Origin of the sequence: Mucilaginibacter sp. (assembly GCF_041663085.1) — a bacterium.
Lineage (GTDB): Bacteria > Bacteroidota > Bacteroidia > Sphingobacteriales > Sphingobacteriaceae > Mucilaginibacter.
The window spans coordinates 1-21,460 of the sequence record NZ_JBAZRC010000008.1; the positions used below are offsets into that span (position 1 = coordinate 1).

Genomic DNA, 21,460 nt, shown 5'->3' on the forward strand with positions numbered 1-21,460 from the left:
ACCTTATTATGGCTTGCCCGAAAGCTCTGTTAATATGGTGAAAAACGGCCAGGCTAAAATGTGGGTAGACTGGGTTAAGGTGACCAAAACCCGGTAATAGAAGTTAATAAACATTGATAATTTAAGGCCTGTGATTGATCAATTACAGGTCTTAAATTTAAAAAAAAACTCTTTGCAAAGCACCCTTTATGTGAAAAAAGTATTGCTTTTAGATAACTAAAGGTTTGTTTATATCGTAGTTGCCAATAGGCTGGTAAATGATAATAACCCATTTGTTGTTTCTCTGTAGGTGCAATACATAATAGCTGCACCTGTCAAATTTCGCAAAAAAGCCTGTTCCGTTTTTGTTCCGTTTTGTTCCATTTCGGAACGGGTATATCTCATATGCATAAATGCTTCTGGAGATGGTCTGCGTTATTGGTCAACCCTTGCCAGTATTATTTTAACGCGCCTGCCCGGGTGTTTTTTAAACTGCCGTAGACCCTCTTTTGATAAGCGCAGATTTTAACACTACATCTTCGCCTGTATCAACTTGCTTGTTGTTCAATAACTTTAAAATAAGGGTTGCGGCCGTTTCACCAATTTCAAATGCGGGCTGTGTAATGGTTGTTAATGATGGATTTAGGAATGGGGCTGTTTTTAAGTTTGAGAAGCTTACTATTTTAAGATCATCGGGGATATTGATATTTAGTTCCCGGCATATAGCATAACAGGGCAGTACCAATTCTTCGATAGATGAGATAATACCATCCGGTCTATTTGTAATCAGTAAATCCTTTATCTGCGAATAGTTTTGACTTTCCTCTTTACCACAGATAACTACCAGGTTTTCATTATAAGCTATATTGTTGCTTAACAGGGCATCTTTGTATCCGCTTAAACGTTTTTTGCCTGCCGTTAGATTGTTTAGGGCAAACAAATAGCCTATTTTATTACAACCGCATTCAATTAAATGTTCGGTAGCAAGGTAGGCACTTTCATAATCGTTGGTGGTTATCTTAACGGCATCAATATCTTCTAAGGCTCTGTCGAAAAATACAACGGGGATATTTTTATTAAGATCTGCGAAATGATTGCTGTTGCCGGTTTCACTCGAAACGGAAATCAAAACACCATCAACACGGCCGCTCAATAAACTTTTTATAAAGGCTGCTTCTGTTTCGCTGTTATCATGCGTTTGGTAGATTAATACATGATAGCCATGTTGCCTTGAAACTTCTTCGATGCCATTAATTGCCTGCGAAAAAAAATTATTGGCTATTTCCGGAACAATTACCGCAAGGGTTTTGCTTTTGTGGCTTCGCAAAGTACTTGCCGATGGGTTGGGTTCATAATTTAGTTTTTTTGCTAAATCCCAAACCTTTTGTTTAGTCGCAGCGCTAATTTCGTAGCTATCACTTAATGCCCGTGAAACTGTTGCAGCAGACAAGTTTAATTCATAGGCAAGCTGTTTGATGGTGATACTACTCATAAAACCCGGGGTTTATGAAGTTAATATAAGGCTTTTTTCATGGCAAGTAAAAAACAACGTTTATTTCTTACTCACTATATCATCAATGATCATATCCGCATGAATGCGCGAGTTTTCTATAAACCAAAGGTGTGTATCCAGCCCGCCAACAACCACACCGGCAAGGTAAAGCCCCGGCTGGTTGGTTTCCATTGTTTCGGGGTTATAGGTTGGGATGAATTTATCTTCGGTTAACCTGATCCCAATTTTTGCCAGGAAATCAAAGTTGGGTTTATAACCTGTCATGGCCATTACAAAATCGTTAGGGATGGTGACTTTACCTTCAGGCGTATCAATATCAACCTCGGTTTGTCTTACTTCCGCAAGGCTCGAATTAAAATACGCTTTGATGCTGCCTTCTTTAATGCGGTTAATAATATCCGGCCGTACCCAGTATTTAACCCGGCTGCTTACCTCGCTGCCGCGGATAACAAGCGTTACTTCTGCGCCTTTGCGGAAGGTTTCTAAAGCTACATCAATAGCCGAGTTACTGCTACCTACAACCACAACCTTTTGCGAGGTGTAGTAATGCGGGTCCTGGTAGTAATGTTTTACTTTTGGCAGGTCTTCGCCCGGGATATCCAGGTTTACGGCTATATCATAAAAGCCGGTGCATAATATTACTTTTTTTGCCCTGTAGGTAGCTTTTGAGGTGGTTATTTCATAACCGCCTTCAATGGGCTTTACATTGGTAACTTCTTCAAATAGGTTAAGAGGAAGCTTGTTAGATAATGCTACCCGGCGGTAATACTCTAAAGCATCGTTACGGGTAGGTTTGTTGTGCACGGTTACAAACGGCACGCCGCCAATCTCCAGTTTCTCTGATGTGGAGAAGAAGGTCATGGTAGAGGGGTAGTTGTACAACGAATTTACCAGGCAGCCTTTTTCAACAATAACAAAACTAAGGTTAGCTTTTTGAGCCGCTAATCCGCAGGCCAAACCAATTGGGCCACCGCCAATAATAAGTATATCGAGCATAAGGCGAAGATAGGCAGTTTACAGGGAAGATAATATTGAATAATGAATGCCGAATGTCAAATTTTGAAGTAGCGGATCATTCAGGATAGGGTAAAGGAAAAATGAGGGCAAAAAAAATGGGATAAGCTACTTTTATCGCGCCGCTCAACTCTCTACCCTTGCTGCGTTCCCACCCTGGGGGAGTTCAAGAGGAGCTGGCCGTAAAAGACTTATCCCGCCGCAAAGATAGAAAAAGGATGCATTTTAGGTTAAGAAATTATTAAAAAAGGAAATTGGCGGGCTGAAGGGTTGATTATCAGGAGGGTAAAATTAAAACGCGCTACTCCCTCGCAATGACGTGGTGGTTAGGTTAGAAAAGATCGATCTGCTTTTTCACTTCTTCGAGCCTCGTATCCACATATTCAAACCCCCTTGTCCCTCTAAACTGAAACGTTTTAAAAGGTTCCCATTTAGCCATACTGTCGAAAGTTTCGCGCTTTACTATTTTCAGATCCTTTACCCAAAATGGCTCAATCAAATTTTTGTGGCGAAAGTGTGGCCATAGGGTATTAAAATCAGCCTCGGGCACATTTCTAACAACGGTAATATGCGGCACCAGCGTTTTTTTGATGCTGAGATTTTTCTTTAACAAAGTAAACCAGGCATCCACAGCAGGGCTAATGCGGATGTGCGCATAAATGGTGTACTGGCTATGCAGATGAGAAAAGTATTTAAAGCCATCAATATGCAACAAAACCGGCGGCATAATATTCAGCGTTTTTTGTATAAGGGTTATGGTATGGTCGGCGAAATAGGGTTTTTGCCTCTCGGCATGCAGTATGGAAATATGCGCTGGCGCATCCATGCTTTTGAAATTGCCAATATGTTTAACCGATGCTTTTTTATACTTGCTGATAAGCTCTTTAACAGGCTCTGGAGGGGAGAGGAGGAACAAATAATCAGCATAACCAGTCATAACATCACATCGTTTATTGCCTCAAAATTGCTAATAAAATTAGCATAATTCAAAATATATTTTCATATTTGTACATGGATGCTAAGCGGCATATTGTACATATCGACCTTGATTCATTCTTCGTTTCGGTAGAGCGAAAATTCAACCCTTCGCTCATTGGCAAGGCTGTAATTATAGGCGGCTCGGCAGATAGGGGCGTGGTGGCTTCATGCAGTTACGAGGCACGTAAATTTGGCGTGCATTCGGCTATGCCCACCCGGCAGGCATTGAAACTTTGCCCGCATGCTATTGTAATACATGGTACACACGGGCGCTATTCAGAGGCTTCACGCGAGGTTACGCAGATCATCCACAATATGGTGCCGCTGTACCAAAAGTCGTCGGTAGATGAGTTTTATATCGATCTGAGCGGCATGGAACGTTTTCATGATCCATTTCAATTAGCCTGCGAGCTCCGCCAAAAGGTGATCCGTGAAACCGGATTGCCAATTTCCTTTGGGATGGCATCGGGCAAAACCATAGCCAAGATGGCTACCAACCAGGCCAAGCCAAACGGGCAGCTTTGGATAAAACACGGGCAGGAGAAAGCCTTTTTAGCGCCGCTGAACATCGGCAAGATACCCGGCCTGGGCGAAAGCACCTGTCAGAAACTTTATCAGTATGGTATCGAGAAGATAGGCGACCTGCAACGGGTGAACCTTAAATTTCTGGAGGCGGTGTTCGGTAAAATGGGTACTTATATCTACAACAAAGCCAATGGAATTGATGACAGCGAGATCATCCCGCACAGCGACCGGAAATCCATCTCTACCGAACACACTTTTGAAAGCGACGTAAAAGATTTGCGAACGCTGGAAAATATTTTGGTAAGCATGACCGAAGAACTGGCCGGTAAACTCCGCCGCGAGAATAAGGTGTCATCCTGCCTGGCTATTAAAATTAGGTACGCAAATTTTGAAACACATACACAGCAGCAAAAAATAGCCCTAACTGCTGCCGAGCATATCCTGATCCCCGGTGTAAAAAACCTGCTTAAAAGCGCCTGGAACCAGCACAGGCCAATACGGTTGATAGGAGTAAGATTGAGTAACCTTTGTACCGGCAGCTACCAGATAAACCTGTTTGAAGATAATGAAGAACGTATAAGACTGTACCAGGCTATGGATAACATCAACTTCCGTTTTGGCGATAAAACGGTTTGCAGGGCAGCAGGGATGGAGATAGGCGCGAGGACTTTTAATCCGTTTTTGAAGGGCTAGGTAAATTTCAATGTCGTTTCGAACGAGGTACGAGGAGAAATCTTGTTCAAATGACAGGCGGTGAACTTGCATAATGAACAAGATTTCTCTCTGTCGTTCGAAATGACAAGTTGTTTTATAACGCTAATTTCATCAAAATATCCGTCTGCTCATCGCTGCCTAACATAAACGGATGGCTGCCGAATTGCTCAAAGCCTTTGTTTTTATAGAATTTAATAGCTTTATCATTATGCTCCCAAACGCCAAGCCACACGTAGCTAAGTTTCCGGCTTATGGCGGTATCTATGGCAAAATCTATTAGTCTTTTACCTATCTGCTGCCCCTGGTATTGTTGCAATATGTATATCCGTTCTATTTCCAGTGAGTTTGGGTCTCGCAATTCGGTTTGGGCGGTTTTGTAGTTTAGTTTTAAGTAACCTGCAATGGTATTATCAATCACCGCAAAATAAAATCGTGAATCAGGATTGCTTAGCTCATCCTCAAATTTTTGAATTGTGAAGGCATTTGCCGCGTAGTTTTCCATATCGGCGGCATTGTTTAAATGGGCAAAGGCATCAAAAAAAGTTTGGCGGCTTAAGTTTAACAGGGTATCAATATCTGCTATTGTTACCTGTTTTATTTCTACAGATAGGGTCATTTAACTAATCAAACTGCTGTTTTAATCGCTCTAAACGATCTATCATCAGGTTTAACTTTTCTTCCTCGTTTTTAAACATGCGTGGTTTTAAATAAAACGTGGTAAACATAAACCACACGAATATCGAGCTATAAGTTAAAACCTTAATATATGCGGGTACTCTTTCCAGTACTTCAACAAAGTACAGCCCTAATCCGCAGCTTAATAGTAGTATGTATATGTAGTAGAACCAGCCAATTACGCGGCTTCGGTCTTTTTGATATTTTTTAAGGCTGTTAAGATAAGTAGTTGGATTTTGAGTAGGATCATCCTTGTTTAATATATGGTAATGCCTTAAAATCATAAATAAGTACATCATCATGGTTACCACCATAATTAATATACCAATAATTGTGGCCGGTGATTTAAAGGCCATAAAAAACATCAATATAAATGCAGCACAAATAGTTCCTGTCATGGCAATAATTGCCCAGTACAGTTTTGAAGTAAAACTACGGATGCCCTTTTTTACCTGCTTAAGCACTTCATCTACTGAAAGCTTTTCTTGCTTTGGCTGCGCCTGCCAAACCGACATTAAATGATCAAAGTCTTTCATGCTGATTGTATAACTCTGTCAATTTTTGTTTAATGCGATAGATCTTCACTCTCAAATTCCCCTCTGATATCCCCGATACTTCTGCAATTTCGGGATACGGCACTTCATCAAGCACCAACGTTATTATAATTCTTTCCGATTCTTCCAGTTTTGAAATACACTTATAAAGCAAAGCAACCTGCTCGTTCTTTTCTGAAAACTCTTCGCGTTTGTTTTCAGCAATTGCCGGAGTAAGCTCGTCTTTTGCTTGTCGTTTCTCTGATCGTAAATAGGTTAAGCAGGTATTAACAGCTATACGGTATATCCAGGTAGATATCAGCGCCTGATTACGAAACTTATGCAGGTTTTGCCAAACTTTCAGGAAAGTTTCCTGCAACAGATCGTTCGCGGCATCATCATCGCCGGTATAACCATAGCACAAATGGTAAATTTTCTTTGAATTAGCTTCGTATATTTTCCGGAAAGCGTCTTCTCTGTCTGCCACCTGATTAGTTAATTTTTTGTTTGACAAATTAACACCATAAATGTTACAACAGGTAACTTTTTTTATTTAACCAGGGTAATTTACTTTCGGCATCGTCTAAAAGTTTGTTATAATCCTGGCTGTAATCAAATTGCAGGTCCTCGTGCAGCTTACCAATGGCGGTGCGCACTTTCTCTATTTGACGGATGAGTATCAGGCGGATAGGCTTGTGCGATGTTTGTTTGATAACGTATTGCAGGTAGTTTTGGCAAAAGTTTAAAAGCAGTTCTATCTCGGCAGGTTTTGAGCCGATAAATTTGGTGTATTTGGCCAGCATCTTTAATATTTTACGAAGCCCTTTGGCAGTAAAGTAGCTTTGCGATGGCAACTGGCTAAACATAAACCCCGCTTCGGCTTTTATGCTCTCCACAAAGTCCTGCTCGTTGTGGGCCTCAAACAGCAGGTAGGCAAGTAACTCCTTATTTTCCTTTTTATAACGTATCAATCGCAGGCATAGTTCGGCCAGTTGCTCCTGCGGTAAATGCTGAAGTTCTTTCTTAATTTGTTGTAATCCGTAGGTAGTGATACTCATCGGTATATATAAAGCTTAATTTTTGTAGTTTTGCGGCACCATATAAACACATGCAGAAGAGTAAACTAACCCTGTACATTTTTATAGCATTAATATTAGGCGTAATAGCCGGGTATATTTACAATGCTACAGTAATAAACAATATTAATACCAAAATAAACGCCGCCGAGGTAAATATAAAAACATTAGACGAGCAAATAACTACGTCTGCTGATACTACTACCGCAACCTTTAAGGCTTTAAAGAAGGAACGCGCAGCACAGGCAATTATCCGTAAGGCCAGCGATACCGCCCGCGAGGATAAGCTGGTTGGCTTTACCGTACTAAGTGATATATTTTTACGATTAATAAAAATGATAGTTGCCCCGCTGGTGTTTACCACACTGGTAGTTGGGGTTGCCAAAGTGGGCGATATAAGCGCGGTTGGCCGTATTGGCGGTAAAACCCTGCTTTGGTTTTTAAGCGCTACGCTGGTATCGTTATTATTGGGGATGTTACTGGTTAACTTTTTTAAACCGGGCGAGGCAATGCACCTGCCTTTACCGGATAGCCATTTATCTACAGGTATTCAGAAAACAGCACTTTCGCTGCGCGATTTTATAGGCCACGTTTTCCCGAAAAGCTTTACGGAGGCTATGGCTAATAACGAGATATTGCAGATCGTTATCTTCTCGCTGTTCTTTGGTGTAGCAACAGCCGCCATTGGCGAAAAGGGCCTTATAGTAATTAAAGCAATGGATGCCATTGCACACGTTATCTTAAAAATAACCGGCTACGTAATGCAGTTGGCACCTTTGGCCGTGTTCGGCGCCATAACAGCTATTATAGCCAAACAGGGCTTAGGCATCCTGTCAACCTATGCCATATTTATAGGCGAGTTTTATTTCTCGCTTATTGTATTGTGGGTAGTAATTATACTGGCAGGTTCGGTAGTGTTAAAAGGCCGTGCGTTTAAATTGGTAGCGCGCATTAAGGATGCCATGCTGATAGCCTTTGGTACCTCAACAAGTGAGGCGGCATACCCAAAAGTATTGTTAGAACTGGAACGTTTTGGCTGTAATAACAAAATTGTAAGTTTTGTATTACCGCTTGGTTACTCTTTTAACCTTGATGGCTCTATGATGTACATGACTTTCGCGTCGCTTTTTTTGGCGCAGTCATATAATATTCACCTCTCATTCGAGCAGCAGCTATCCATGTTGCTTATCCTGATGCTTACCAGTAAAGGTATAGCGGGCGTTCCGCGTGCATCGCTGGTAGTAATAGCCGGTACTATCTCTATGTTCAATATCCCCGAGGCAGGTTTAGCATTGCTGATCGGTATCGATCCATTATTGGATATGGGCCGCTCTGCTACCAACGTTTTGGGTAACGCCATGGCTACCGCCGTTGTAAGCAAGTGGGAGGGGGAACTTGGGAATGCACAACAGGAAGAAATTCAATAGCTTTCCTGACCATCTTATGATCCATTTTTAAATTTTTAGCCTTTAATTTGCAAATTCTATAAAACCCATAAATGACAACTAAGTCGAAAAAAATCTTCCTGGTGATGAGTATCATCGTGCCATTCCTGGCCTACTGCCTTTATTACTATGGCATGATGATCAAAAACGCCCCGTATAAGTTCTCCGAGTTTCAGTCGTTACATTTTGAATATGGTTTTGGCGATACACTGAACAATATATACGATTCTAAAACCGGCGAATACCAGTTTGTGAACAGGCGCGACTCGTTAGTTAAAATTAACATGCACTTAAACAAGGACGACCTGTTATATCTGCACCGCAAGGCTGCCGACCTGGGTTTCTGGGATTTCCCTGCAAATGAGCTTAACCCGAATGTAAAGGGCAGGGTGCCAAGGTATGTGATACAATTTAACTACCTGCGCAAAAGTAAAAAAGTAATGTTTGATGCTTCATTTGATGGCGCCCCTAAATTGGTAGATGCCAATGAAAGGCTGATTATAGAAATAAAGAAGATATTAGCTGATGCTGAAGCACGCCAAAGAAATGTTAAATAGTGCGTTGGAATTTAATTTATTAATCCATATATTTGCACCTCAAAATTTAAAACAATAATTATTCAACAATGTACGCAATAGTAAGTATAGCCGGACAGCAATTTAAAGTTGCAAAAGACCAGCAGATCTTTGTACACCGTTTACAAGGAGATGAAGGCGCTAGTATTGAATTTGACAATGTGTTGTTAGCAGAAAACGAAGGTAAATTCAAATTAGGTTCTGATTTGAAAAGCGCTAAAGTTTCAGCTAAGATCGTGTCTCATTTAAAAGGTGATAAAGTAATTATCTTCAAAAAGAAAAGAAGAAAAGGTTACCAGAAGAAAAATGGTCACCGTCAGCAATTTACCAAGATCGAGATCACCGGTATAACATTATAATTAAATTTTAACCGACTCGATTCATTAGGGTCACAAAAGAAATTAAGAAATGGCACACAAAAAAGGGGCCGGTAGTTCAAGAAACGGCCGCGAATCACATAGCAAACGTTTAGGTATCAAAATTTTCGGTGGTCAGCCAGCTATTGCAGGTAACATCATCGTTCGTCAACGTGGTACCAAACACAACCCGGGCCTTAACGTAGGTATCGGTAAAGACCATACTTTATTTGCATTAAAAGCAGGTCACGTAGTATTCAAAAAGAAAGCAGACAACCGTTCATACGTTTCTGTTATCCCTTTTGAAGTTGCACCGGTTGCTGAAGATGCAGCACCTGCACCAGCTGTTAAAGCTGAAGCAAAAGCAAAAAAAGTTGAAGCACCTGTTGCAGCAGCAGAAGTAGCTGAAGAAGCTCCTAAAGCTAAGAAAGCAGCAGCGCCAAAAGCAAAAAAAGAAGCAGCACCTGATGCTGAAGAAGCCGCAGCTGAATAATTAAGCCAAGCTTTAAAATATAAAAAGCCCTTATCAATTTGATAAGGGCTTTTTTTGTGGGATAATCTAACCCACTAACCCGCGCGTCATTGCGAGGTACGAAGCAATCTCCAGACTTTGCATTAGTTTAGCATGTGAAGAGATTGCTTCGTACCTCGCAATGACGGTTTAGATACCTACTCCAATATCACCTTTTTCAAATACCAGCCATCAGCATCTATTATAGGCGTAGTTTTACTTTCAACCGTAATTCCTTTTGGGGTCAGCGTCATGCGTTTGGTGCCGGCATCGGTAGTAACATCAACAGGTAGTTCTGTTCCGATGTTGAGCAGCGTGATCAAATACTTATCACGAGGCTTGGCTTTTACGCTTACTTCCAGCTTGTTGGTGGTGCGCAGGTAAAAATCAAACAATGGTTTTAACGATTTTCCGTAGGCTTTGCTGAAATATTGCTCCACATCGTCGGTAACGTTCTGGTGGTCGTAAGTAAATTTAGGGTCGGTGGCTAAGCCTTTTAACGTGGCGAAGAACAGGGTATCGCCCATTACATAATGCAGGGTGTGCATAAAGTAAGCGCCTTTTGTGTATATGTCATTATTATAGGCCGATTCCTCGTCGATATCTTTACCCAGTACAATCGGCTGCTTGTTGGCAATACCAAAAGCCGATTGTTTAAAGTGTTTGATGTAGGCTGCTTTACCTTCCAGATCCAGTATCGGCAGCGCATCTGCGTAGGTATCAATCCCTTCGTGGATCCAGTAATCGGCCCAGTCGCGGGCGGTTACTTTATTGCCCCACCATTCGTGGCCAAACTCGTGGTACATCAGCCAGTCGAAATCCTGCCCGCCAACTTTTGTATAACGGAATTTATTGCCATAAGCATTCATGCTTTGGTGTTCCATACCCAAGTGCGGGGTTTCTGCAATGCCCAGCTTTTCTTTAGCCCATGGGTATTCACCAAAGTATTTTTCTTTTTCCTGTGCGGCCTTTATTACCAGTTCAATAAAATGGGGGGCTTGCTCGGTATGGTATTTTAATACATAAAACTGAACAGGAACGATATTACCGGCTACCGATTTATAGCTGCCGGTTACCACTTTATAATCGCCTGCGTTAAATACAATGCTGTAATTATTGATGCTGTATTTGGTTTGCCAGTGATAGGTGGCCGTGGTGCCTTTTTTGCTAACGCCTTTTAATATGCCGGGGCCTGCAACAACCAGATCTTTAGGTACGGTTATCAGCATATCGGCGCCTTCGTTGGGCTCATCGCTGGGATGGTCTTTACAGGGAAAGAAGATCTTGCCGCCGGTACCTTCGGCAGTAACAGCCAGCCAGGGGTGACCGGTAGAATCCTGTGTCCAGGTGAAGCCATCATCCCATGGTGGGTTTTTGGCGATGCGTGGCCTGCCGCCGTACACCACTTTAATACTTGCCTTGCCAGCCGGAAGTTGTTTTGCCGTATTGATGGTAATAAGGCCGTTTTTATGATTGAATGCTTCTTTTTTGCCGTTTACCGATACCGCGCTTACATGCAGCGAATCCATCAGGTCGAGGATCAGCACTTTGGTAGGTTGTGCCATGATAACATCAATAACGGTTGAACCGTCGATAGATTTTTTGGCGAAATCCATATTAAGCGCCACGGTGTAATGGCGCACATCCATAATGGCTTGTTCGGGCTTAAGTTTACCGCCCGAGGTTTGGGCATTTGCGCCAATGCCTAAAGCAAGCAGGCATAACGCGGCAGAAATAGTTCTTGTAGTTTTTTTCATCAGACAAGGAATGATTGAATGCTAAAGATAAGCATGTGTATCTATTTGCTGATGGTTAGGAATGTAAATTTTATATACGCAATATAGTTTGCATTCATTCTTATACATGGCGGCTTGTTGGTGACAACACCAACAAGGGCGAAAAACAGCATTTTTATGATCTTTTATTCATCAAGTTTAAAAGAAACAGGTATAGAGAATTGTACCCTTACTGGCTTATTACCCTGCATACCCGGTGTCCATTTCGGCGCTTCCGGAGCGGTTATTAATCGTATTGCTTCAGCATTGGTATCTGCAGATAAACTTCGTTGAATTTTAACATTACTTAAACTGCCGTCACGTTCAACCACAAAAGCAACAATTACCCGACCCTGAATTTTATTCTTTTTTGCCTCATCGGGATATCTCAAATTCTTTTGCTGATATATAATTAGTTTAGAAATTCCACCAACTACCTCGGGCAGTTGGTCTACAGGCAAAAATCTTGAGGTATCGGTTTTGGTTGTGTCGGTTACCTGTGCTTTAGCACCATAAATACTGCAAATTAAAAGCGGCACAATGAGGTAGGTTTTAAGTTTCATATTTATCCGGGTATTAATGTAAAAGAAATAGGTACTTGGTGGAGTGTCCTTACAGGTTTGCCAGTCTTTTTTCCCGGCTTCCATTTTGGGGATGAATGCATTACCCTTATCGATTCAGCATCAAGATCGGGAGCGACGCTTTTTATAATTTTGAAATTGGTTAATGTACCATCTGTTTCCACTACAAATGAAACCTGCACCGTACCCTGGATATTGTTATTCCTTGCATGCCATGGGTACCTGGTGTTACGGTTAAGAAATCGAATAAGTTCTTTATCCCCTCCGGCAAATTTCGGCGCCTTGTCAACTTTTGAGTAGATAGTTGTATCGGTAGTGCCTGTTTGTGCTCTTGTTTGTGATAAAGGGGCTAATAAAATGAATAGGACGAAAAGGGTTTTGCGTATCATCTATTTTTTTTGAAAAAAAATGGTAAAGAATATTGTACTCTTACAGGCTTACCATTTTGTATACCTGGCGTCCATTTCGGTGCTTTTGGGTCAGATATTAATCGTATGGCCGCAGAATCAGTCTCGGGCGACAAACTTTTTGCAACATTAATATTGGTAAAGCTACCATCACGTTCAATAATAAAAGTAAGCACAACCTGGCCTTCAATTTTATTCTTTATAGCCGCTTTGGGATACTTCAAGTTCTTTTCTACGTATTTATAATACTTTTCTAAACCACCTACTACACTAGGGGCCACACGCACAAGAGTATTTTTTTGAGTGTCAGCCTTCGTTGTGTCAGTAACCTGCGCTTTAACAGTAATAGTCGTCATCACAATAATGAACAACAAAAGTATTTTTTTCATTTTCTTATTAATATTCCCTCACTAATAACCCATCGGCAAAATCGCGCAGGTACTGTTTGCTTTCTTCGGGCAGGTTTATCTGGTCCAGCGCTTCAAATGCTTTTTCGGCGTAGGCCTGCATTTCAGCTTCGGCAAACTGGCGGATGTTTACGTTATTATATATTTCGGTAACGGCAGCAACTTTCTCGGCAGGGTCAAACTGTGGGAAAGTTATCCAGCGGGCCAGTTCTTCGGCATCGGTGCCTTTAACCAGTTCAAGGGCTTTTATGAGTAGGTAGGTTTTTTTGTTGGAGATGATATCGCCACCAACCTGTTTGCCAAATTTTTCGGGATTGCCATATACGTCCAGAATATCATCCTGTAACTGGAACGCAATACCCAGGTACTCGCCAAAACTGCAAAGCAGGTCGGCATCTTTTCTGTCGGCTTCGCCAATTAGCGCGCCTATCTTTAAAGCGCCACCAAGCACCACAGCGGTTTTAAGGCGGATCATGTTAATGTATTCTGCAATGCTGATATTGTTGCTCGTCTCGAAGGTCATATCCAGCTGCTGGCCTTCGCAAACACCTACAGCGGTATCGTTAAAAATATCAAGTACAGTACGCAGGATGTTCTCGCGTACCTGCATCATCAGCTTATAGCCCTCTATCAGCATTACATCGCCGGATAGGATAGCCACGTTGTTGTTCCACTTTTCGTGTACGGTGGTTTTGCCGCGCCTTTTGGGGGCGTTATCCATAATATCATCATGCATCAGCGTGAAATTATGGAAAACCTCTATAGCCAGGGCAGGGGGCAATGCTGCCTCCACATCGCCGCCAAAAAGATCACAGGCCATTAACAGCAGAGCGGGGCGCATTCGTTTGCCGCCCAAAGCCAGTATATACTTTATAGGTTCGTATAATTCCGCGGGATAATCCGGGTATTTCAGTTCAGAAACGGAACTTGCAATTAACGATTGCAGATCTTCAAGTTTTCTCATGTTATGGGTTGATTGGTGAGTGGTTTATTGTGTGAGTGGTTAAAACCATTCTCCATTCAACTAATCCAACTCAATCAACTAAAAAGTTAATTATTTATCAAAGTAAAGTCTATCTGTTTTTTAGTCAGATCAACATTTTTCACTCTTATTTGTACCTCATCGCCAAGCTGATAGGTTTTCTTTTTACGCTGGCCGATGATGGCGTAGTTTTTCTCGTCTAAAGTATAAAAATCGTCGCTTATATCGCGCAAACGAATCATTCCCTCACATTTGTTCTCTACTATCTCAACGTACATACCCCATTCGGTAACGCCCGAAATAATGCCGGTAAACACATTGCCCACCTGGTCTTTCAGGTATTCGGCCTGTTTGTATTTAACCGATGAGCGCTCAGCATCAGCAGCTTTCTTCTCCATCAGCGAACTGTGCTTACAAAGTTCTTCGTAATGGTCGGCGTTAACGCTTTGCCCACCGTTAAGGTAATGCTGCAGCAACCTGTGCACCATAACATCAGGGTAGCGGCGAATGGGCGAGGTGAAGTGGGTGTAATGATCAAAAGCCAGGCCGTAGTGGCTGCTGCTTTTGGTAGTGTATATGGCTTTAGCCATCGAGCGGATAGCTAATTGAGTAAGTACGTTTTGTTCTTTTTTACCTTCCACATCCTCCATCAAAAAGTTAAGGGATTTGGCAGTTTCTTTATCAGATTTTGTATTGATCTTATAACCAAACCTTGCCGCAAACTGCGCGAAGTTGGCCAGTGCATCGGGTTTTGGCGTATCATGCACACGGTAAACAAAAGTGTATTTGTGCTTGCCTTTGCCCATTTTGCTTACATGTTCGGCTACCTTGCGGTTGGCCAGCAGCATAAAGTCTTCAATAAGTTTGTGGGCATCCTTGCGCTCTTTTACATAAACACCGATAGGTTTGCCGGTTTCATCCAGCTTAAATTTAACCTCGGTAGTTTCAAAGCTGATGGCGCCTGCTTTAAACTTACGCTCGCGCAGTTTATATGCCAGGGCATTCAGTTTTAGTATTTCTTCAACGTAGTCGCCGGTTTGGGTTTCAATAACATCCTGTACTTCCTCATAAGCAAAGCGCCTGTCGGAGTGGATAGCAGTTTTCCCGAACCATTGGTTAACAATATTGGCTTCTTCATCCAACTCAAAAACAGCGGCAAAGCAAAGCTTATCTTCTTTAGGGCGTAGCGAGCATAAGCCGTTCGACAATCTTTCAGGAAGCATCGGGATAACCCTGTCTACCAAATAAACGGATGTGCCGCGCTCATAAGCTTCTTTATCCAAAGCCGAATCGGGGATGATGTAATGCGATACATCGGCAATGTGCACACCAACTTCGTAGTTGCCGTTATCCAGTTTTTTAAAGGATAGGGCATCATCAAAATCCTTGGCATCAAACGGGTCGATGGTGAAAGTAAGCACATCCCTGAAATCGCGGCGCTTGGCAATCTCTTCGGCGGTAATATCATTCGGAATTTCTTCAGCCTCGCGTTCAACCTCGGCAGGGAAGGAGAGCGGGAAACCATATTCGGCCAGTATGGCGTTCATTTCGGTATCGTTCTCGCCCTGTTCGCCCAGCACGTGTTTTATGCGGCCAATTGGGTTTTTAGCACCTGCGGGCCAGTCCGTGATTTCGGCAACAGCTTTTATGCCATTTTTGGCGCCGTTCAGATCGCTGATGGGGATGAAAATATCGTGCATCATCTTGCGGTCGTCGGGTATGAAGAATGCAAAACGTTCAGATAGTTTTACCACACCGGTAAACTCCATTTTATTACGCTGTAATATCTCTATCACTTCGCCTTCCTGGCGTTTGCCGCGGCTTTTGGCGTAAACGTAAACCTTCACACGGTCGCCGTTAAGGGCGTTACGCAGTTTACGTGGGGCAACAAAAATATCGGTTTCGCTTGGGTCGTCGGTAACTATGAAGGCCGAACCGTCGTTGGTCAGGTCAACCTTGCCTTCAATAAAGGTTTTTAACTCAAGCAGCTGGAATTTGCCTGGCGTAATTTCTTTCAGTACACCTTTAAAAGCCTCATCCTTTAAAATATCGAGTATAACGCCGCGGGCATCAGGGTCGCGCACGTTTAATTTGGCAGAAACTTGTTTATGATTTAATGGCGTATTGCCGTTTTGTTCAAAAATATCGAGCACCATTTGCGTGAGCACCTGGTTTATTGAAGAATTATGTTTGTGTTTTTTAGACATGTATAGATGTTTGATGCTAAGGTACGAAATGGTACTTGCTTTTATGCTGTAACCACAGCTAAACAATTTGCAACCGTAACTATAATGTAAAATATGCCTTGTTTGTTCGTCAAAACTGAAGATTTAGCTTTGCCGTTTACAAATAATGATAGTTTTACCACATGAAAACCTTAGGACTTATTGGCGGTACCAGCTGGGTATCAACTATAGATTATTACCGTTTTATTAACCAGGGCATTAATGATAAACTTGGCGGTGTAAATGCGGCCCAACTGCTGCTGCACTCTTTTAATTATGCCGATATAGCCAAAAACCACGCCGCTAACGATTGGGCCAAAACCACGCAAATGGTTATTGAAGCAGGTATCGGTTTAAAGAACAGCGGGGCAGAGGCGATAGTACTTTGCGCGAATACTCTACACTTAGTAGCCGAAGAGGCGGAAGCAAAAATTGGTTTACCGGTGATACACATTGCCACAGCTACGGCCGGGGTTATCAAAAAACACGAACTTACTAAAGTAGGGCTGTTGGGCACAAAGTTTACCATGGAGAATACTTTCTTTACCGATAAGCTAACCGAAGCGGGCATCGATAGCATCACCCCAAATGATACCGACAGGGTTTTTATCCACCAAACCCTGATGGACGAATTGGGGAAAGGCATCCTGCTGCCCGAAACAAAAGACCGTTATCTGCAAATAATAGATAGCTTAGTACAGCGGGGTGCGCAGGGCATTATACTGGGATGTACCGAAATACCTTTACTAATAAAGCCCGAAGATACCGATGTGATACAATTTGATACCACGCAGATCCATTCGGTAGCAGCGGTAGAGTTTGCTTTGGGATAGGGTAAACTGTTGATTTTTTCAAATATTTCTTAAACTCCAAAAATTGCATACTTTTATGTGCAATGGAAGAGAAAAATAACGAAAAAACCATCCGGGCATGGGCCATGTTCGATTGGGCAAATTCGGCCTACAACCTGGTAATTACTACAACCGTTTTCCCGGCTTATTATGTGGCTATTACCACCAATGCGGATAATGGCAACCGCGTAAACTTTTTCGGGCATAGCTTTATAAACACCGCGCTTACCGACTATGCACTGGCTGCTGCTTACCTGGTGATGGTTTTGCTGTTACCCATACTAAGCGCAATTGCCGATTATCGGGGAAATAAAAAGATCTTCATGCAGTTTTTTACCATCCTGGGTTCAATAGCCTGCTGCTGCCTGTTCTTTTTTGATGCAAGCCGCATCGAAGCGGGGGTTATTTGCTTTGCGCTGGCTGCCATTGGTTACAGCGGAGGCTTCGTTTTTTATAACTCATACCTACCCGAGATAGCCACCTTAGATATGCAGGACAAGGTAAGCGCCAAAGGTTTTACCTACGGCTATATAGGCAGCGTATTGCTGCAATTAATTTGCTTTGTATTTATTTTGATGCCGGATAAATTTGGGATGACCAAAGGTTCAGCCTCGCAATTGTCCTTTTTGCTGGTAGGTGTCTGGTGGATAGGTTTCGCGCTGATACCATTCTCTATTTTACCTAAAGGAAGCCCCAACGCGCAAAACCATCACACTAATATTATAAAGGGCGGGTTTGTTGAACTGGGTAACGTGTGGGTTAAAATAAAGGGAATGCCGTTGTTAAAAAGGTTTTTGCCGGCTTTCTTTTTCTACTCCATGGGAGTACAAACCGTTATGCTGGTGGCTACCGGTTTTGCAGCCAAGGTGTTGGGAATGCCAACAGAGGACCTGATCAAGATCATCCTTATTATACAAATTGTTGCTATTGCGGGCGCCACGCTGATGTCGCGCTTATCTGATAAGTACGGTAACGTACGTGTGCTGATATTTGTGGTGTTTATTTGGATAGGTATCTGTATTGCAGCATATTATACCCAAACATCAACGCATTTTTATATTGTAGCAGTTTTTGTTGGCCTGGTAATGGGAGGGATCCAATCGCTTTCGCGATCAACTTACTCTAAGTTTTTACCGCAGAATATCCCCGATACGGCATCGTTCTTTAGCTTTTATGATGTTACCGAAAAACTTGCCATAGTTGGCGGTTTGTTCAGTTTTGGCTTTATTGAAGAACTTACCGGCAGCATGCGTAATTCAACCCTGGTTTTGGGTGTGTTCTTTATTATCGGCTTGTTGTTATTGTTTTCTTTATTAAGAACTGAGCGAAAAGTTCAGAAAAATGCTGAATTTAGCGCTCTTTAATATTACTTGTGCCGATGACAATTGAGTTGTTTATTCCGTGTTTTATAGATCAGTTGTATCCGGATACCGCCTTTAATACCGTTAAGGTGCTTGAAAAGGCCGGTTGTACGGTAAATTATAACCCCGAACAAACCTGCTGCGGTCAGCCTGCATTTAACGCCGGTTTTTGGGACGATGCCAAAGCGGTAGGTACCAAGTTTCTGAATGATTTTAAGGAAGATAGTGTAATCGTATCGCCATCGGCATCATGTACAGGAATGGTACGTAACTATTATAACGACCTGTTTACCAATACCACCGCGCATAATAAATGCCGTAATATTCAAAGCAATATTTACGAGCTGAGCGATTTTTTGGTGAACATACTCCAGGTTGATTACTTTGGCGCCGAACTGGAAGGCCGCGCTGTTTACCATGATAGCTGCGCCGGCCTGCGCGAATGCAAAATAAAAGACGAGCCCCGACAGTTACTTTCCAAAGTATTGGGCCTTGAAATGGTTGATTTGAAGGATAACGAAACCTGCTGCGGTTTCGGTGGTACATTTGCCGTTAAGTTTGATGGTATAGCCACCGCTATGGCACAGCAAAAAGTTGATAACGCCTTAGCTGCCAAAGCCGATTATATTATCTCTACAGATGCATCATGCCTGCTGCACCTGCAAGGGTATATTGATAAGAATAACCTGCCCATTAAAACCATCCATATAGCCGATGTATTGGCGCATGGGTGGGGGAATGTGTAGTGTTTTCTACGCGTCATTGCGAGGAACGAAGCAATCTCCCGATAGGTAATAGCGAATGCAAAGCGTTTATGCATTGTTTTGAGATTGCTTCGTTTCTCGCAATGACGCGCGGAGAGGGTATCTTGCCGCAATATCCCCGCTAAGCTGTCTTAATTCGCCTCACATCTTATTAACCGTTGTGCTAAATTTGGTTTATTAAATTAGTAACCATGAAAGCATTACGCGTACATTACACCACAAACGCTGCATTCGCGCCAATAAACCAGGCAAACATCACGGGCATCGTAAAAGAGTTAAAAGAGCTTAATCATCCAGGCATTAAATACAGCACATGGCTGCTGCCAGATGGCAAAACCTTTATGCACTTCGACCAGTTTGAGAACGAAGAAGCGCATAATATTTTAACATCGCTGGCATCCTTCAAAAAATTTGATGAAGAGCTTTGGGCCAGCGGATTAGAAGCAGACCCGGTATTAGAGCATGTTATGTTGGTGGCAGCGACCGATGAATTTTATAAATAAGCCACTACAACTCGTACGCCACGCTTTTCTCCGGTATAGTAACCTTATAACCATCCTGCTCTAAAGCATCGGCCATGGCCTGCATGCTGGTGGCCTCGCCATGCACTAAATAAACCCCTTTAAGCTTGTTTGCGTCCTGCACCTTAACGTTGTTCACCAAGTCTTCATGATCGCCGTGGGCGCTTAATACGTCGGTTTGTTTAATGGTAGCATAAACGGCCAGGTCGCGATCTTTAATATGCACGATGGGGTCACCGCGAAGCAGGCGATAACCAAGCGTACCTTTAGCACAGTAACCTATAAAAAGAATGGTGCAATAGTAATTCTGGATGTTATAAAACAGGTGATCCTGGATACGGCCGCCCTCCAGCATCCCTGCCGATGAGATGATGATACAAGGCTCGTAGTAATTTGATACTTGTCGGCTATCTTTTAAAGTTTCTACATAGGTAAGGTTCTCAAAATCAAACTCATCGCCTTGTTTGTTATAAAACTCCTGCGCTTCGGCATTTACCAGGCTGTGGTGTTTGCGGTATAGGCTGGTGGCCCTGGCTGCCATTGGGCTATCCACAAAAACAGGCACTTTGGGCAACAAGCCGCTGTTAAATATCTTATTCAAAGCAAAAACCAGCGATTGTGTACGCCCGATACTAAAAGCGGGGATAATTAAACGGCCCTGCTCAACAATACAAACCTTTTCTATGGTTTCTATCAGCGTTTCCTGTACCGATTTACCTTTGGTATGCATCCTGCCGCCATAGGTAGATTCTGATACAATATAATCCACCGGTGGCAGCGGCTCAGGGTCATTTAATACAGGATAATTTTTGCGTCCTATATCGCCGGTAAAGGCGATGGATTTTTCCTCGCCGTTATCATTGATCTTTAATACCGCGGCTGCAGCGCCAAGTAAGTGGCCGGCCTGGATAAAAGTTAGTTCTATATCGCCGGTAATACGGAAAGGCTTGTTGTATGCGATAGTAACAAAGCGCTCCACAGTATCCATTACGTGCTTTTGCAGGTATAGAGGCTGCGGACCGCCGCTGCTATGTTTATGCTTACGGCCACGACCACGGCCTTTCTGCGCCTTTGATAAAAATATGTTTACCGAATCTAACAATAACAATTCAGTCAGATCGGCGGTGGGGGGCGTGCAAAGTATCTGGCCGTTAAAGCCCATGCGCACTAATGTAGGCAGGTTGCCTGAGTGGTCGATATGCGCGTGGGTGAGGATCACTACATCGATCTCCTCCGGCCTGAAACCGAAATCTTCGTTTACCTGTATGTTATGGTCTTTTTCGTAATCCAGCCCGCAGTCTACCAGTATCTTATATTGCCCTACCTGGAGCAGGTGCATGCTGCCCGTAACCTGGCGGGCAGCGCCGTGTATAGTTAGTTTCATGTATATAGTTCGCAAGGCGGCGTACAAGGGTATGCGGCCTTATGCAATAATAACGATTAATCCTTAAATTATGTTGATGTTAGCCGCACTGTTCGCGTTCTGTTTCATTCAAAAATGGAACAAAATGGGAAATAACGGAACAATGTGTTAAGTGATAAGTATTTATAAATCAGATTTTTATTAAAATATTCATCTTTTCTTTTTATTGACATTGCAACCATGAAAAGGTCGTACTAAGGCCTAAAAAAGGCGAAAAAAGGTCGTTTTTTTAACGCAATCGTTCGTGTCTTGTCCTGAAAAAAACGGAA

The 21,460-nt window shown here is 42.6% G+C and carries 23 protein-coding genes and 1 other RNA gene; 9 read left to right on the forward strand and 15 right to left on the reverse strand.

Features of this window, described 5'->3' with window-relative positions; translation table 11 throughout:
- Window positions 1–466: 466 nt before the first annotated feature.
- From WC615_RS03745 to WC615_RS03760, 4 genes are all read right to left on the reverse strand, one after another.
- A complete protein-coding gene (locus WC615_RS03745; protein ID WP_372976800.1) occupies window positions 467–1,471 on the reverse strand; it encodes a LacI family DNA-binding transcriptional regulator in 1,005 nt (334 codons plus the stop codon).
- 60 nt (window positions 1,472–1,531) lie between these two features.
- The gene (locus WC615_RS03750) at window positions 1,532–2,488 is read right to left on the reverse strand and encodes a YpdA family putative bacillithiol disulfide reductase (RefSeq protein ID WP_372976801.1); all 957 of its coding nucleotides are present in this window, start codon (window positions 2,486–2,488) and stop codon (window positions 1,532–1,534) included.
- A gap of 116 nt (window positions 2,489–2,604) precedes the next feature.
- Window positions 2,605–2,703, reverse strand: an RNA gene (gene ffs, locus WC615_RS03755) — signal recognition particle sRNA small type.
- 134 nt (window positions 2,704–2,837) lie between these two features.
- On the reverse strand, window positions 2,838–3,443 hold the full coding sequence (locus tag WC615_RS03760; RefSeq protein ID WP_372976802.1) for a 2'-5' RNA ligase family protein: 606 nt from the start codon (window positions 3,441–3,443) through the stop codon (window positions 2,838–2,840).
- 74 nt (window positions 3,444–3,517) lie between these two features.
- On the opposite strand from WC615_RS03760, the gene dinB reads away from it, so the two are divergent.
- Window positions 3,518–4,702 carry a DNA polymerase IV gene (gene dinB, locus WC615_RS03765; protein ID WP_372976803.1) on the forward strand — a complete coding sequence of 395 codons (1,185 nt, stop codon included), beginning with the start codon at window positions 3,518–3,520 and terminating at the stop codon, window positions 4,700–4,702.
- A gap of 115 nt (window positions 4,703–4,817) precedes the next feature.
- On the opposite strand, the gene WC615_RS03770 is transcribed toward dinB, so the two are convergent.
- Genes WC615_RS03770 through WC615_RS03785 form a run of 4 tightly spaced genes read right to left on the reverse strand, consistent with a single transcriptional unit; the run spans window position 4,818 to window position 6,989 of the window.
- Complete coding sequence (locus tag WC615_RS03770; RefSeq protein ID WP_372976804.1) at window positions 4,818–5,339, reverse strand: GNAT family N-acetyltransferase; 522 nt, start codon at window positions 5,337–5,339, stop codon at window positions 4,818–4,820.
- Window positions 5,340–5,343: 4 nt separating this feature from the next.
- Complete coding sequence (locus WC615_RS03775; protein ID WP_372976805.1) at window positions 5,344–5,934, reverse strand: hypothetical protein; 591 nt, start codon at window positions 5,932–5,934, stop codon at window positions 5,344–5,346.
- Complete coding sequence (locus WC615_RS03780) at window positions 5,921–6,418, reverse strand: RNA polymerase sigma factor (protein ID WP_067059544.1); 498 nt, start codon at window positions 6,416–6,418, stop codon at window positions 5,921–5,923. The genes WC615_RS03775 and WC615_RS03780 overlap by 14 nt, the downstream gene beginning before the upstream one ends.
- A 43-nt stretch (window positions 6,419–6,461) precedes the next feature.
- Complete coding sequence (locus tag WC615_RS03785; RefSeq protein WP_372976806.1) at window positions 6,462–6,989, reverse strand: hypothetical protein; 528 nt, start codon at window positions 6,987–6,989, stop codon at window positions 6,462–6,464.
- Between the two features lie 50 nt (window positions 6,990–7,039).
- Between WC615_RS03785 and WC615_RS03790 the strand changes: the two genes are divergently transcribed.
- The 4 genes from WC615_RS03790 to rpmA all read left to right on the forward strand — a co-directional run bounded on the left by WC615_RS03790 (window position 7,040) and on the right by rpmA (window position 9,876).
- On the forward strand, window positions 7,040–8,434 hold the full coding sequence (locus tag WC615_RS03790) for a dicarboxylate/amino acid:cation symporter (RefSeq protein ID WP_372976807.1): 1,395 nt from the start codon (window positions 7,040–7,042) through the stop codon (window positions 8,432–8,434).
- Window positions 8,435–8,505: 71 nt separating this feature from the next.
- Entirely contained in the window at window positions 8,506–9,009 is a 504-nt protein-coding gene (locus tag WC615_RS03795; protein WP_372976808.1) for a hypothetical protein, read from the forward strand.
- Window positions 9,010–9,077: 68 nt separating this feature from the next.
- Window positions 9,078–9,386 (forward strand): 50S ribosomal protein L21, encoded by a 309-nt coding sequence (rplU, locus tag WC615_RS03800; protein WP_067059538.1) that lies wholly within the window; start codon window positions 9,078–9,080, stop codon window positions 9,384–9,386.
- 49 nt (window positions 9,387–9,435) lie between these two features.
- Window positions 9,436–9,876, forward strand: a complete 441-nt coding sequence (gene rpmA, locus WC615_RS03805) for a 50S ribosomal protein L27 (protein WP_372976809.1) — start codon at window positions 9,436–9,438, stop codon at window positions 9,874–9,876.
- 176 nt (window positions 9,877–10,052) lie between these two features.
- Here the strand turns inward: rpmA and WC615_RS03810 are convergent, their stop codons facing one another.
- The 6 genes from WC615_RS03810 to rnr form a co-directional block, all read right to left on the reverse strand.
- The gene (locus WC615_RS03810) at window positions 10,053–11,651 is read right to left on the reverse strand and encodes a M1 family metallopeptidase (RefSeq protein ID WP_372976810.1); all 1,599 of its coding nucleotides are present in this window, start codon (window positions 11,649–11,651) and stop codon (window positions 10,053–10,055) included.
- Window positions 11,652–11,815: 164 nt separating this feature from the next.
- Window positions 11,816–12,232, reverse strand: a complete 417-nt coding sequence (locus WC615_RS03815; protein ID WP_372976811.1) for an energy transducer TonB — start codon at window positions 12,230–12,232, stop codon at window positions 11,816–11,818.
- Between the two features lie 2 nt (window positions 12,233–12,234).
- Entirely contained in the window at window positions 12,235–12,639 is a 405-nt protein-coding gene (locus tag WC615_RS03820; protein ID WP_372976812.1) for an energy transducer TonB, read from the reverse strand.
- A complete protein-coding gene (locus tag WC615_RS03825; RefSeq protein WP_372976813.1) occupies window positions 12,636–13,046 on the reverse strand; it encodes an energy transducer TonB in 411 nt (136 codons plus the stop codon). Before WC615_RS03825 ends, WC615_RS03820 begins: the two co-directional genes overlap by 4 nt.
- Before the next feature lie 7 nt (window positions 13,047–13,053).
- Complete coding sequence (locus WC615_RS03830; protein WP_372976814.1) at window positions 13,054–14,028, reverse strand: polyprenyl synthetase family protein; 975 nt, start codon at window positions 14,026–14,028, stop codon at window positions 13,054–13,056.
- An 86-nt stretch (window positions 14,029–14,114) separates the two neighbouring features.
- Window positions 14,115–16,253 carry a ribonuclease R gene (gene rnr, locus WC615_RS03835; protein WP_372976815.1) on the reverse strand — a complete coding sequence of 713 codons (2,139 nt, stop codon included), beginning with the start codon at window positions 16,251–16,253 and terminating at the stop codon, window positions 14,115–14,117.
- Between the two features lie 161 nt (window positions 16,254–16,414).
- Here rnr and WC615_RS03840 point away from each other — a divergent pair, with 161 nt between their 5' ends.
- From WC615_RS03840 to WC615_RS03855, 4 genes are all read left to right on the forward strand, one after another.
- A complete protein-coding gene (locus tag WC615_RS03840; protein ID WP_372976816.1) occupies window positions 16,415–17,104 on the forward strand; it encodes an aspartate/glutamate racemase family protein in 690 nt (229 codons plus the stop codon).
- A 62-nt stretch (window positions 17,105–17,166) separates the two neighbouring features.
- Window positions 17,167–18,486, forward strand: a complete 1,320-nt coding sequence (locus WC615_RS03845; RefSeq protein ID WP_372976817.1) for an MFS transporter — start codon at window positions 17,167–17,169, stop codon at window positions 18,484–18,486.
- Window positions 18,487–18,500: 14 nt separating this feature from the next.
- Window positions 18,501–19,229 (forward strand): (Fe-S)-binding protein, encoded by a 729-nt coding sequence (locus tag WC615_RS03850; RefSeq protein ID WP_372976818.1) that lies wholly within the window; start codon window positions 18,501–18,503, stop codon window positions 19,227–19,229.
- A 209-nt stretch (window positions 19,230–19,438) separates the two neighbouring features.
- Window positions 19,439–19,750 (forward strand): hypothetical protein, encoded by a 312-nt coding sequence (locus WC615_RS03855; RefSeq protein ID WP_372976819.1) that lies wholly within the window; start codon window positions 19,439–19,441, stop codon window positions 19,748–19,750.
- Between the two features lie 4 nt (window positions 19,751–19,754).
- Here the strand turns inward: WC615_RS03855 and WC615_RS03860 are convergent, their stop codons facing one another.
- The gene (locus WC615_RS03860; RefSeq protein WP_372976820.1) at window positions 19,755–21,152 is read right to left on the reverse strand and encodes an MBL fold metallo-hydrolase; all 1,398 of its coding nucleotides are present in this window, start codon (window positions 21,150–21,152) and stop codon (window positions 19,755–19,757) included.
- Between the last annotated feature and the right edge of the window lie 308 nt (window positions 21,153–21,460).